Below are 13,972 nucleotides of genomic sequence, written 5' to 3' on the forward strand. Positions count from 1 at the left end.
ATTAAATTAATATGCCTAATCAGTCATGATCAAGCCTTCAATTATGAATTTTCCACATCGGAGCTTGGATAATTGTTATGGCATCCAAATTAAAAATCATATCCTCAGAATCATTAATAAAATATCCCTGTAAAAAAGGTGATATTTTAGGATAAAATAATTCGCTACTTGGGGGCTTCATTCGCTGTGTATCTAGCCATTCAATATCTATCAGTTGTCGCACTAATAGTCCTAAATACTTCCCTTTGTTTTCGAGAACAATCGCCATCATTTTTGAAAGTAAATTTGCTCCTTGCGAAATTGGAGGATAACCTAACATTGCCTCTAAATCTACTAACCAAAGCATCTCACCGCGCCAGTTATAGATACCCAAGACGCTACTGGGCATCTGAGGAACGGCACATATTTCTGGTAATGATACTTGCAAAACTTCTGTAATATGTTGTAATGAAATTATCGCTGTATCCCTTGCTCCCAAATTAAAACTTAAAAACTTTTCCTTGGTTTCCAAAGTTATTAGTTCCTTTATGCTTGATTATTGCTCTCTAGCCACTATTTGGAGTATTATTTTATTTTGTACAAGTTCTCAATTAGAAAGATAGACTTCTAGTTTTTTGTGGATTTATCAAATTTTCCCTAGCTAATTAATCGTTTCAAAACTACCGTTAGTTCTTCTCGATCAATCGGTTTGGATAAATAACCATCAGCGCCCAACATATTACCCCAAATTTTATCTACATCACTATTTTTTGTAGAACAAAACACTACAGGTATTTTGCTAGTACTAGGATTGTTTTTTAACTCTCGGCAAATTTCAAAGCCGCTTTTACCTGGTAAAATTACGTCAAGAAATATTAGGTCTGGCTTATTTTTATCTATTTTATCTTGAGCTTCTTCACTGCTTGTGGCGCTAATCACAGAATAACCTGCCTGTTGCAAGTAACGGCTGATTATTTCCATATCTGTTAAGCCATCTTCAACAACTAAAATAGTATTCATGGTAATTACCCTTTAAAAAATTTTAAGCATGTAAACAAATTAGACATACAAATCCTAAATTATGCGTAAATAAAGACATTTAAGAAACTAGATACTAGTACAAGTTAGCGGAAATAAACTTACCATTTGAAAACATTTAGAAAGCCCAAAATTAAAGTATGCGTAGATTTTGACTTTTGGCTTGTGTTACTAGCTCCTAACTCCTTATCATAAATAATATTCACAGAGCAAATAGGACTGCTTTGAAGAAGAATTCAGAAGTCAGAATTCAGCAGTCAGAATTAATCAGTCGGGGATTCAGACCCGCGACTGATTGAAGACCTCCAAATCGGAGATTTGGAGGGGGTTTTAGACCCGTTTATTCATCCGCTTTTTCGTTCAGAATTCATACTGAATTCTGGCTCCTGACTTCTGAATTCTGTTTGATAAATACAAAATCTGTATTTGTCTAATTTTGATGCAATCTTTATATATTAACCTCCGAAAAATTACGTAATGAACATAATTTAATATATGTTTTAGTTACGTAATAAATTTCGGTTTTATATAAAAAAAGTAGGTGGATTTAAAAACGCCACCTACTTGCATCTTATGAATTTGGATTTCTCATTTATCACCCCAGTAATTTTATGTTTACTGGGGTGGAAAAGTTTATCGATTGTAAAATTTTTTGTTATCGCTATTCTTAATCAATAGGCTCATGCTGAGGAATGAAATTGTAAAACTAATCAGATTAGTTGATAATTAATCATCAATAAAAATTATTACAGCATTTTGCAACCAAATGAGGTATAAAACCAAGGATTTACAAATCAAATTATTCTTCTCCTTTCTGCTCAAAACCAGTGACTTTGTACCTCATGCAAAAGAAAATTGCTGTAATTCTCGCTACTTACAAACTTCTAAATTAGCTTGAGTCTTATCGATGGATACACTCGGCGTAGGTAAATATTTACGTACTATACTCATTACCTTGTCAGGCACTACAGGTTTAGTTATAAAATCTGTAGAACCGACTACCTTAGCACGAACTCTATCTAAAAGACCATCACTACCTGTTAATATAATTACTGGTGTATTGGCGAAAGCAGATATTCGTCGCAACTGAGTACAAATTTCGTAACCACTGGCGACTGGCATAATCAAATCCAAGAAAATCAGGTCTGGTTTATCTTGAATTAGGGTTGGGAGAGCTTGTACAGCATCTTGAATTTTGATAAACCTTAGTCCATTGGAAGTGATAATATCCTCTAGCATTTTACAGACCTGAGGGCTATCATCTACGCAGGCTACTAATGGAGCAATTGATTTCTTTGGTTGTGCGTTGATAGGCTTATTATTGCCCTCCATGACTACTAAGGGCATGTCAGGTATTTCCACTAATTCGATGATTCCTTTAAGGATATAAGGAAGCAATGAACGAGTGAGCGGCAATACATTCTGCTTCATTTTCACGGCTAAATCTCGCAAAGTTAATTTGCCGTTGATTAAATTTACAAAGTTTTTGTAGACAGATGGACTTACCATCTGCTGAAGTTGTTCTGGTCGCCGTAGAATTGGTGCCAAGTCAGGAGAAAAATTTGCTAAACCTGCTTCTGACCAAATTTTCCACGAGTCTTCCATGTGTTTTACAGACATTTCTGCACTCGTGAAGCTCATTGGTGCTTCTAAGATAACTTCTTGACTGCGATTGCAACTTATAGAAGCAAAATTTCCTTGTATAGCTAGGTCAAATAATAATTCTGCTATGGTGTTTTCGGCAATAGACTGAATCTGTTCTCTCTGAACTTTCTGTTTTTTATGAAAGATTTCTAGAAGGCGATAATCCCAGTAATCCATTGATACGTCTTGTAAACGCAACTGCAATTTATCAACATCAATCTGGGGACAATTTTGAGCCATCTGTCTACGCCAACGGCGGAAGGGATGAGTTCCACCTGTTGCCCAAACTATCCGCCCCAGCCGATAATAAAAAGTCCATTGGCTGCCTTTAGAACTTTTAATATTTAATTTGCCATTGTATTGTAGCTGAGTACAAGTTTTAAATTCATTAACTAGGTTATTTGAAAAAATAAGTTCCGACTGGGGCATATTTTGTTCCTTATATTAAAAAGCCAGCTATTGAGAAACCCACACTAGTACCGCAAGTCAAAAGTCACTTATTCTTTAATTTTTTATGATTTATGACTGTTGGGAATGATAGGTTTATTTCCACCGACCTGTACTAGCTATATGCTGGTTAGCAGATAGGTCAGTAAATGCCAATATATTTCGTATGTGGCAGTCTATATCAAGTTTATAAAGTCAAGGGATATAGGAGAATAGCAAAAATATTACTAGTAAAAAAGTCATATAGCATAGAGTTGATTCTCGGCAAATTTTATGACTCAAATAGGTTGCTATAGCCCACATCATTAAGAAAAATGCATTCAGTATTTATATCTTTAATTTTAATAATTTTCATACGGAATTCTATCCGTATAATTTCTGAATTTTTATTTAAAAAACATTGGCAGTCTCTTTCTAGATTTCATTTATTTAGATTGACAATGTATCTTAAAATATTTATTTTTATTTACATTTATTAATATTTATTGCTTGTAGAGAGACGCGAAATTGGACTGGGCAACTCTTGGAGAGGCTACACCAACGCTAATGCGTCTTTCTACATACCTGAAATTACCACTAATAATTATTAAGTGTATCAAGTATTTATTTAGGATAACTTATTTAAGGTTTGTTGTGGTTTTGATAACTGATAACAGCTGCCCTAAGATTACTTTGGTGTTCTGAAAGAAGCCGATCGCCTTCGTCTTTTTCTAAACCAGTCCAGTGCATTAATAGCGCTAGCTTAACCCATTTACCACTGCGTTCTAATAAAAAACCAGCTGCTTCTCGACTTAAACCTGTGAGGTCTTGCAAAATTCGCAAGGCGCGATCGCGTAACTTTTGATTTGTTACTGCTACATCTACCATGCGATTACCATAAACTTTGCCTAGTTTGACCATCACCCCAGTAGAAAGGATATTTAAAGCTAATTTTGTGACCGTACCAGCTTTCAGGCGAGTTGAGCCAGCGATTATTTCTGGCCCTGTTAATAGGCGAATGTCAATATCGGCATCAAAGCTAACTTGTTCTGCGGGAACACAGGCGATAAAAATAGTCTTGGCTCCTCGCACACGAGCAGCACGAAGCGCACCGTGGACATAAGGCGTTGTCCCACCTGCGGTAATGCCGACTACGACATCTAGCTGGGTAATTTGTCGCCCTGCGATCGCAGCCTCCCCATCTTCGATGCTGTCTTCTAAATCTTCCGAACTGCGTACCAGTGCGCCAGCACCACCAGCAATAATCCCCTGTACCAACTCTGGGGGCGTACAAAAAGTAGGTGGACACTCAGCAGCATCTAACACTCCTAACCTGCCACTTGTGCCCGCACCGATATAAAATAAGCGTCCTCCGTGGCGCAAACGCTCTGCGGCGCTATCAATTGCTTGTGCCAATTGAATTTTCGCCGCCGCAACCGCCTCGAGAGCCTTTTGGTCTTCGCTATTAAACAGCTCTACCAATTCCAGAGAACTGAGCTGGTCTAAGTTAAGACTGTTAGGATTTACCAGCTCGGTTAAAAGATGCCCACGTTCCTGCAAGTTTGTCATTTGTCATTTGTCCTTTGTCATTTGTTCTACCCTGCGGGAAGCCCTTCGGGTTCAGTAGTCGCTCATGGGGGAAACCCCCAAGACCGCGCTGCTTCACCGCTAGCGCGTCTATGTCATTTGTTCTACCCTGCAAGAAGCCGCAGAAGCGTCTATGTCATTTGTCTTTTGTCAATTAGCGACTAGTGACCAATGACTAGTGACCAATGACTAATGACCGATGACTAATGACTAATTACAACAATCCTTCTAATTTGCGACGCATCTTCTCTAGTTCAGAATCAGATAATTCTGGTTCTTCTAGTGGCTGTTGATTAAGAGGGTAGGTGTCTTCAACAGTATCCTCCTTCTGAGCGTCTGCTTGCCAGTCAGTTTGTTCGACGTTAAGTTCTGGGGGAGTTACAACTAAATTGCTGCTTTCTGGGATGATTTCCCATTCATATCCAGCACTTTCGCAAAATTCCTTGATTTCCTCAGCATCGATCGGCTCTGGTGTAGGTGAGGGAAAATCCTGAGCTTCTAACATCAGGGCAAAGCGGGTGGCGTCGTCTTCTGACTCGAACATCAGAATTTTATTGCGATCGCCTTCCCGAATGGTATGAATTCCCTCATTTTCTGTTCGAGCATTAAAAATTAACACAAAAACACGCATTGGTGTAATCATCTGTCTTTTTTAAGGTCTATTCATATTAAAGTTCTATGTTGTGCCTCAGCGAAAGTCACAGGAACAATTCTCATTCTATTGGGATCAGATTTACCTGAAAACGCCAATATTATGAAGCACAAGTATTGGATTAAGCAAATACCGTAACTTGACCAATGAGGTCTTGGTTTAGTTAGCGTATCCTGGAAATGGCATACTGAATCAGCGTGTCAGTTAATGCTTGTGTGTGCCAGCAATATCTGGCAATTAATACTGTAAAAGCAAATGACTAAATCTCCCAATCAAGATATTCTCTCACCATGTCCTATCCGCAAGCGTCTATGGTTGCTGGTGTTGAGTCGGGGTAGCATTGCTTTGGGCGGACTTTTGCTGTTAGGAGTTATTGTCGGTATTTGTCGGTTGTGGACTTTTGTCCAAACAGAGTTAACACCTTTAGCACAACAAAGCCTCACAACTACACTCAACCGTCCGGTAAAACTGGGAAAAGTCACACAATTTTCGTTGACGGGAGTGCAGTTTGGGGCTTCAGCTATTCCAGCGACATCCACAGATCCAGATTGGGCTACAGTTGAAGCTGTAGAGGTGGGTTTTGACCCTTTACAACTAATCTTTAACCGCCATCTAAAACTAGATGTTACCTTAGTCAACCCAGATATTTATATTGAACAGGATAAACAAGGGCGCTGGGTTTCCACTAATATAGCGCCGTCGCGTGAAGGCGCTGCTATTAAAACCGATTTGGACAAGCTGTGGTTTCGCAATGCCAAGCTGGCCTTGATGCCGCAGAAGAAGGCAGGGGGAGCAGGTGGAGAAGCAAGGGAGCAGGGAGCAGGTGAGACCAGCCCCCGTCTTGGCGGTCTCCGTCACGATGGGGGACTGGCGAACCCGAAGGGGAGCAGGGGGGAAGAGTTGCGACCCTCACTCCGCTCCTCAGACTCATCTTCTTTATCTCCGGTAACATTTTCTCAAATCAATGGTTCTGCACAACTTTTAGCAAATAACCAGGTGATCAGGTTTGATGTGGGGGGGCTAGCAGACAGTGGTGGCAGTATTTCTATTCAGGGAGAGACGCGTTCTCGGGTGCTAGCAGGGAACTTTCAAGTGCGATCGCAAAACTTCCTGGCTGCGGATATTTATCGATTAATTAAGTTACCAGTGAGTTTACAGGCGGGTCGAGCCAATGGCGACTTGTTGGTTAGGTTAGCACCAGGACAACGGACTTTATTGTATGGCAACGCCACTGTGCAAGGCGTAACAGTTCAAGTGCCCAAAGTTCCGCAACTGTTGAGCAATAGCCAAGGAAATCTTCGCTTCCAGGGAACGGAGTTGCAGTTAAACAATGTTACTAGTAACTACGGCAAAATTCCCCTAGTGGCTACGGGAATCATCGACTCTCAAGCAGGCTTTAAGTTGGCAGCGCGTGTTAATGCGGTGAGTTTGGTTAATGCCCAAGAGACTCTCAAGGTAAAACTACCTGTGCCGATCGCTGGACAAGTACAAGCTGATTTGCAAATTACTGGATCAACTACCCAACCAATTCTCTCAGGTACAGTTACCACTATTCAAACTGCTCGGATTGACAAAGTTGATTTTAATAGCATCAGTAGTAAGTTTGAACTTGCTACTAGTTCCTCTTTAATTACCCTAAAAGATATTCAAGGTAAAGCTAAAGTTGGTGGTGATATCACGGGCGCTGGGACAATTCAACTCGGTAAAAATCCGCGACTGGATATAAATTTCGCTGCCAAGAATGTTCCAGGGGATGCGATCGCAAAAGTTTATGACATAACACCCAACTTTCAAATCGGCAATGTCTCAGGTACTGCCCAACTAACTGGCCCTCCCACAAATGCCCAAACGGCGGTACAATACCAGGCTCCTAACGGGACTTACCCAGGAACGGGTGAAGTTGCGATCGCTCCAAATCGCAATGTCTCTTTCCGCAATGTAGCTCTGAATGTAAGTGGTGGTACAGTCCAAGCAACTGGTAGTTACGCCAATCAGCGTTGGCAAGCTGTGGCTGTTGCTTCCGGGGTAAAATTGGAACCCTTTGTAGACAAAAGTCAACTACAAAATGTCTCTTTGGGGGAAGCACAGTTTAATGGTCGTCTCATTCTCTCAGGCAGCACAGCACCATTTAAAATTGCTACGATTCGCAGTGATGGTGGAGGAGTTCAAATTGGCGGCGGTACAGTTGCAGTTTCTAATATCCAACTACAAGACCAAAGCTTCTCTGCTCAACTCGTAGCTAATGGTGTGCGGTTGGGACAAATATTAAAACAGTCTCCCCCAGCTTTAAATAACCCATTGGCGGGTACGTTCCAAATCGCAGGCAACAGAGATAATTTCAGCCTGAAAACCCTCCGTGGCAGTGGCGAGGGTCGTCTTGCTATTGGGGGTGGTACAGTTACAGCTTCTAATATTCAAGTAGCTAATGGTACATATCAGGCGCAAGTTCAAGCAAATAATGTTCCTGTGCAGCAGTTGGCAACAGTACCAAAGCAGTTCCAAGGAGCGTTAACTGGTCAAGCAAACGTCGCGGGTTCTGTTGACTCTTTTAAGCTGCAAAATATTCAAGCCAACGGTCAAGCACAGATAAATGTTGCGCGTGGAATTATTACAGCCTCTAATATTCAAGTAGCTAATGGTGCATATCAGGCGCAAGTTCAAGCAAATAATGTCCCGTTGCAGCAGCTAGCAGCAGTACCACCGCAGTTTCGAGGGACGTTAACTGGTCAAGCAAACGTGGCGGGTTCTGTTGAGTCCTTTCAACCGCAAACTATCCAAGCCAGTGGTCAGGGACGGGTGAATCTTGCCGATGGAACGATCGCAGCCTCTAATATCCAGTTGGCTAATGGTCGCTATCAAGCTGTAGTTAATGCTTCCGGTTTGGAATTAAATCGGTTAAATCAGCAATTGCGGGGTCAGTTTGGCGGTCAGTTGCAATTAGCTGGCAAGTTTGGCTCATCCAAATTAGCTGATGTACGTGCTGCTGGACAGGTGCAATTATCCCAAGGTATCCCTGGTCTTGAGCGACCCTTGAATGCTGCGATCGCTTGGAGTGGTGAAAGGCTGACCATTGAACGAGCAACTGCTCCTGGTTTAAGTGTTACTGGTAACATATTAGCCAATGCAAGAAAGGCAGGTATACCGGAAATTACTGCATTAAATCTCAATGTCCAAGCCCAGAATTACAACTTAAAACAGTTACCAATCAATCTTCCTAATCAGGTTGCTGTGGCAGGAAGAGTAGATTTTAATGGACAAATAACTGGTAAGCTACCCTTGCCAAATGTGGTAGGGCAAATTAATTTACGAGACTTAGTTGTTCAAAATATTGCTTTTGAACCGTTGTTAAGTGGAAATATCGATTCAGCACAGGGACGCGGGTTAAATTTGAACTTGGCGGGTAATAGAGATCGCCTGGCCTTCAATTTAGATGCTAATAATCGCCCGAAATCCTTCTTAGTAAAATGGCAGCAAGCATCAGCTACAGGTAATGCTCAAGGTAATGATTGGACGCTCAAACTTGCAAATTTTCCCTTACAAATATTGAATTTGACTCCGCCAGCAATTACTCGACTGGGTACTGGTAAGATAGCTGGTTTGTTAACTGGAGATTTGCTATTTAATCAGCAGACATTGGCAGCAACAGGGAATTTAGCGATCGCTAATCCACAAATTGGGCGGCTTAAAGGCGATCGTTTAGCTGCTCAATTCCGCTACAGTGATGGGAAAGGCACACTTACCAGTAGTGAATTTGTCAAAGGCAAAAGTAGCTACGCTTTTGTCGGTAGTTTTGATCAAAGTCCTAAAGGCCCTCAACTACAAGGTAAACTGAACGTCAACCAGGGAGAGATCCAAGATGTTCTAACGGTAGCGCAGATATTTGATTTACAAAACTTGCCAGGTGGTTCAGCAGAAATCTACGGCACAGCAGAGGATCTAACCACCACCCCCCAAGGAGCGCCAAATCAACCTTTATTAACCCAAATCCAACGGTTTTCTGAAATTGAAGCTTTGGTAGAACAACAGGAAGAACAGCGACTTAATTCCACTCCTATACCAGATTTGGCAGACTTAAAAGGAACTTTCAACGGGGAAGTGGCTGTAAATACAGCTACAGCCAATGGATTATCAGTAGATTTTAATTTGAATGGACAAGACTTTGCCTGGGGTAAAAAGGAAGAACTGAATCGTTATTATACTGCCGACAAAGTGATTGCCGAAGGTAACTTTGAAAATGGTGTTTTGAGTTTGCGACCTTTACGGCTTGAATCTGCAAACAGGTTGATTGCCTTTACGGGTAACGTTGGCGGTGATGAACAATCTGGACAGTTGCGGGTGAATAATTTGCCAGTACAAGTACTGAATAATTTTGTCAAACTACCAGTTGGAATCAGAGGTAATCTTAACGGTACAGCAGCCTTAGCAGGCAGCATTGCTAATCCCCAAGCTAGAGGAGAATTGCAAATCACAGAAGGATTATTGAATCAAAATAAAATAGATTCAGCGATCGCAAGTTTCAGCTATGCCAACGGACGCTTAAACTTTGGTAGTACGGTAGCAGTTGCTGGGCCAAAACCTGTTGATATTACTGGTAGCATCCCTTATAAATTGCCTTTTGCAACCGTTGCACCAGACAGTGAGCAAATCAATTTAGACATGAAGTTAGAAAATGAGGGATTAGCGCTGTTAAACGTATTGACTAATCAAGTGGTATTTGAAAAAGGTGAAGGAGAAGTAGACCTCAAGGTACGCGGAACATTGCAAAAACCCGAAGTAAATGGAACTGCTACTATTAATAATGCTACTTTTTCAGCCCAAGCTTTGCCAGGTAAAGTAAGACATGTTACGGGTAAAGTTCTGTTTAATTTTGATACCATCTTAGTAGAAAATCTTCAGGGTCGATTTAGCCGTGGAAAGGTAGAAGCTGCTGGAGAAATTCCCATTTTCAACAATGACAACACTATCAACAATCCCTTGAGAGTTAATCTCGATCAGCTAGCGTTAAATCTGAAGGGACTTTACTTGGGTGGTGCTAGCGGCAATTTACAGATTACTGGTTCTGCCCTTAACCCAGTAATTGGCGGTAAAGTAAATTTATTTGATGGTCAGGTATTGCTAGCAGAATCTACCAGCACCGCTTCATCTGCAAATAGTGGTATTGGCGTATCGCCTACAAAAGCCAATAAGCAGAGTAAATCTCAAATTGGGAATGGGACGGTAAATACGGTTGCTAGATTTAATAATTTAGATTTAGAACTCGGTAAAAACGTCGAAATTACCCGTCCACCTATTCTCAGTTTCCGCGCAACTGGTAATCTCATAGTTAACGGCTCAATCAATCAGCCAATACCCGATGGTACTATCCGACTAGAACAAGGTGGAGTAAATTTATTTACTACCCAATTTAATCTTGCTCGTGGCTATACACACACCGCAACTTTTAGTCCCTCTCAACCCCGTGATCCCAACTTAGATATTCGGCTATATGCCAAGGTACTGGACGTAACCCAAAGTAATGACTTCAGCCGGGTAAATACCACAGGTTTATCAGCATTAGAGAGTGTTCGAGTCGAAGCCACTATTAACGGTCTAGCCAGCAAACTGAACGAAAATCTAGAACTAACAAGTAGTCCGTCACGTAGTCAAACCGAAATTGTGGCACTTTTAGGAGGTGGGTTTGTAGACACCCAAGGACGAGGTGACAGTACTTTAGGTTTGATTAACATCGCAGGTTCGGCTGTGTTCAACAATTTTCAGTCAGCTTTTAACCAGATTGGGAGTAGCTTTGGCTTAAGTGAACTCCGGATATTTCCTACCGTTATTTCTGATAATCCCGAAGCTGGAAGGAGCAGTTCAACTTTGGAATTAGCAGCAGAGGCTGGGGTTGATATTTCTTCTAAAATCTCGGTTTCCAGCATCAAAATTTTGACAACAAATGACCCCTTTCAGTGGGGTGTTAACTACCGAATAAACGATAAGTTTCGTGTCCGCGCTTCCACTAACTTAACCGATGATAGTCGTGCAGTAGTGGAGTATCAAACACGGTTTTAAATAAATCTCTTTAATTTTAAATTATGAATTAGTTCCTGTTCCCTCTTCTCCTTGCTTCTCAATAGCTTGTCGTACCTGTTCAACATTCAATTCTAATGCTTGGGCGATTTGCTCTATACTTAAACCAAACTTAAGCAGACGGGGTATAGTCTCCAGCTTTGTTTCTTCCTTTACTTCTTGGTAAAATTTAGTTTGTCTCCAATCAGTTAATCCAAACATCGCTTCCAACTCCTGCTGAGTTTTGTTTACAAATTTATAGATAAGCATTCTCTCTACTAATTCTAAGAGATTGCTACGGTTAGCTTCATCCGTTTGCTGTACTTGATTTATCAAGTTTTTCGCTTGCTGTACGGCTTTATCTTCTGTTGCAACTACTAACTTAATCACACCTAGCCCAATCGAAGACAATGGGACATCATCTAACTCATCTAAATAAATTATCCGAATTTGCTGTTGAGCCAATGATGTTTAATAAATGAATGGCACGCCTGGGTCGAGACTGCGTTGAGCAAAAAGTAATACCGCTTGCCAACGACATTGAGGTTTATATTGATTTATATACAGGAAAGCCTCTGTTATTATTCGCCAATAAATATCATCATCGCGCTGAAACTGTACCTCAACAAAATAGATTGGATATTCTGGAAAGTCAGGTTTGGGTACGAATAAACCATCGATACGGCGTGCTAGTTCTTTTATTTCTACCGAGGTAAATTGGTAGTGCAACGCCAGGAATTCAGATTGTTCCAAAAGTTCAAATAAGACACCTGGAAGAGTTTGAAATAAAGTGTAAAAAATCGTGTCTGTTTTCATGCACTCTGGATGTTTAAATATTTTGATATATTCATAAGTAAATATTAGATGTTGATATTATCGCCCCCCTCTTGATTGATAATTAATCGTAAAATTGATAATCCTAAAATTATCAGAAATAGCACTAAACCAATTGTGCAAGCATAGCTGATTTCCAAGTTACCAAAAGCTTGCTCGTATAAATAATAAACAATCGTTTTTGAGCTATTAAGTGGCCCCCCTTGTGTCATAATATATACTTCTTCAAATACTTTGGTGGCAGAAATAGCCGAAATCACCGCCACTAATGCTAAATACGGCTTCATCAAAGGTATGGTAATATCCCAATGTTTACTGATACCATCAGAACCATCGATCGCAGCAGCTTCGTACACATCAGCAGGAATAGATTGCAACCCCGCTAAATAAATCACCATGTAGTAGCCTAGCCCTTTCCACACGGTGACAGCCATAACACTAGCAAGAGAAATTGGTACAATACCAAAAATTTTTTCTGGGCTAGTTAACCAAGGAATGCCTTCTGGAAAAAGGCCCAAAGCTTTCAAAAATTGATTCAGTAATCCGTTTTCTGCATACAGCCATTTCCAAGCTATTCCGGCAACCACCATTGAAATTACCACTGGGGTGTAATATGCGGATCTAAACCAATTCATCCCCCGCAGTTTCTGATTTACCAAAATTGCCAGCACTAAGGGAGCAATTACTAAAATTGGGACTACACCCACAAGATATAGAAAAGTGTTTTCCAAGGTTTTCCAAAAAACTGCATCCTTCCAAAGCTTGAGGAAGTTGGCAAAACCGATCCATTGTGGCGGCTGGGCAATATCTTCGTAGCTGGTAAAGCTGAGGTAAAACGCTTGCAGTGCAGGCCAAAAGACTGTTAACGCCAAAAGAATTAAGGCGGGTAGTAAAAATAAATAAGGGGTTAGTCGCTGTTTGATGAATATCCAATTTTTAGGTGTTAATTGATTCATATAAGGTCTAATAGTTGTTTTCAGTTTGTCAGCAAGAATTTGGAGATGTGAGTAGATTTAAGCTTCAATATTCTAAAGGGATATATTTGCGTAGCGCTAATTAATAATTCGGAGAGAATTACGATGGAAACTCAACACAACCCGCCAATTGAACATCAAAATGTTCCCATAAACCACCGTGGACTGCATGAATTTTTGTATAGTTCTGACGACGAACACACCGCTACTGAGGTGAGTATAACCCCTGAACTGGCAAACGATGGTACTGAAATTATTGAGCTTGAGGCTTGGAGTGCATCTGCTCAGAACGCTAAAATTGCAGGTGTTTACGCAGTATTAGACGCAGAACGCCAGGTGCAGTACATTGGCTATTCTCGGAATGTGTTGCTTTCTCTAAATAGTCATGTCAGTCAAAATGGTCAGCAAAAATGTGCTTTTGTACGTGTGCAAGCGTTCAAGTTCCCCAAGCGTCAAGAAATGGAAGATTTGAGAGATGCGTGGATAGCAGAACTCGAAAGTATACCACCTGGTAATGCAACTGATGGCGATATGTGGGCTGGTACGGTAGGGGAAGCTGCCAAGGCCGTAATGTCAGAGGTGGAACGTCAAGCCTACGAAGAGAAAAAGCTAAAACTGCGGAAAGCAATGGCTGACACAACCCTTTCTAAAGAATCAGAAACAATAGATGCGACTATGGCCGAACGTCAGCGTCAGCTTGAAGCTGCTGTGACAAATGATGATTGGAGTGTAATTATTGACGCACAGACACAAGAAACCAAGTTTTAGGATGAGGTTTCTTCAGAGAGCG

8 protein-coding genes and 1 pseudogene are annotated in these 13,972 nt (G+C 40.9%); 2 read left to right on the forward strand and 7 right to left on the reverse strand.

Translation table 11 applies throughout. The features are described from left to right. Positions 1-37 precede the first annotated feature (37 nt). The 5 genes from RMZ43_RS01475 to RMZ43_RS01495 all read right to left on the reverse strand — a co-directional run bounded on the left by RMZ43_RS01475 (position 38) and on the right by RMZ43_RS01495 (position 5,317). Entirely contained in the window at positions 38-511 is a 474-nt protein-coding gene (locus RMZ43_RS01475) for a chemotaxis protein CheW (protein WP_322645836.1), read from the reverse strand. A 125-nt stretch (positions 512-636) separates the two neighbouring features. After that, on the reverse strand, positions 637-999 hold the full coding sequence (locus RMZ43_RS01480) for a response regulator transcription factor (RefSeq protein ID WP_322645837.1): 363 nt from the start codon (positions 997-999) through the stop codon (positions 637-639). An 888-nt stretch (positions 1,000-1,887) separates the two neighbouring features. Next, positions 1,888-3,090 carry a response regulator gene (locus tag RMZ43_RS01485; protein WP_322645838.1) on the reverse strand — a complete coding sequence of 401 codons (1,203 nt, stop codon included), beginning with the start codon at positions 3,088-3,090 and terminating at the stop codon, positions 1,888-1,890. 639 nt (positions 3,091-3,729) lie between these two features. Continuing rightward, positions 3,730-4,656 (reverse strand): N-acetylmuramic acid 6-phosphate etherase, encoded by a 927-nt coding sequence (murQ, locus tag RMZ43_RS01490; RefSeq protein ID WP_322645839.1) that lies wholly within the window; start codon positions 4,654-4,656, stop codon positions 3,730-3,732. Positions 4,657-4,888: 232 nt separating this feature from the next. Then, positions 4,889-5,317, reverse strand: coding sequence for a DUF3110 domain-containing protein (locus RMZ43_RS01495; RefSeq protein ID WP_322654160.1), 429 nt, complete (start codon positions 5,315-5,317; stop codon positions 4,889-4,891). Positions 5,318-5,581: 264 nt separating this feature from the next. On the opposite strand from RMZ43_RS01495, the gene RMZ43_RS01500 reads away from it, so the two are divergent. After that, positions 5,582-11,377, forward strand: coding sequence for a translocation/assembly module TamB domain-containing protein (locus RMZ43_RS01500; RefSeq protein WP_322654161.1), 5,796 nt, complete (start codon positions 5,582-5,584; stop codon positions 11,375-11,377). Positions 11,378-11,398: 21 nt separating this feature from the next. On the opposite strand, the pseudogene RMZ43_RS01505 reads toward RMZ43_RS01500, so the two are convergent. Together RMZ43_RS01505 and RMZ43_RS01510 are read right to left on the reverse strand one after the other, a co-directional pair. Further along, positions 11,399-12,190 (reverse strand): annotated as a pseudogene (locus RMZ43_RS01505) (Rpn family recombination-promoting nuclease/putative transposase). Between the two features lie 44 nt (positions 12,191-12,234). Continuing rightward, positions 12,235-13,164 (reverse strand): carbohydrate ABC transporter permease, encoded by a 930-nt coding sequence (locus RMZ43_RS01510; RefSeq protein ID WP_322645842.1) that lies wholly within the window; start codon positions 13,162-13,164, stop codon positions 12,235-12,237. 123 nt (positions 13,165-13,287) lie between these two features. Here RMZ43_RS01510 and RMZ43_RS01515 point away from each other — a divergent pair, with 123 nt between their 5' ends. Then, a complete protein-coding gene (locus RMZ43_RS01515; RefSeq protein ID WP_322645843.1) occupies positions 13,288-13,950 on the forward strand; it encodes a GIY-YIG nuclease family protein in 663 nt (220 codons plus the stop codon). The last annotated feature ends 22 nt before the right edge of the window (positions 13,951-13,972 follow it).

The sequence above is a fragment of the Nostoc sp. CmiVER01 genome (genome assembly GCF_034531135.2).
Lineage (GTDB): Bacteria > Cyanobacteriota > Cyanobacteriia > Cyanobacteriales > Nostocaceae > Nostoc.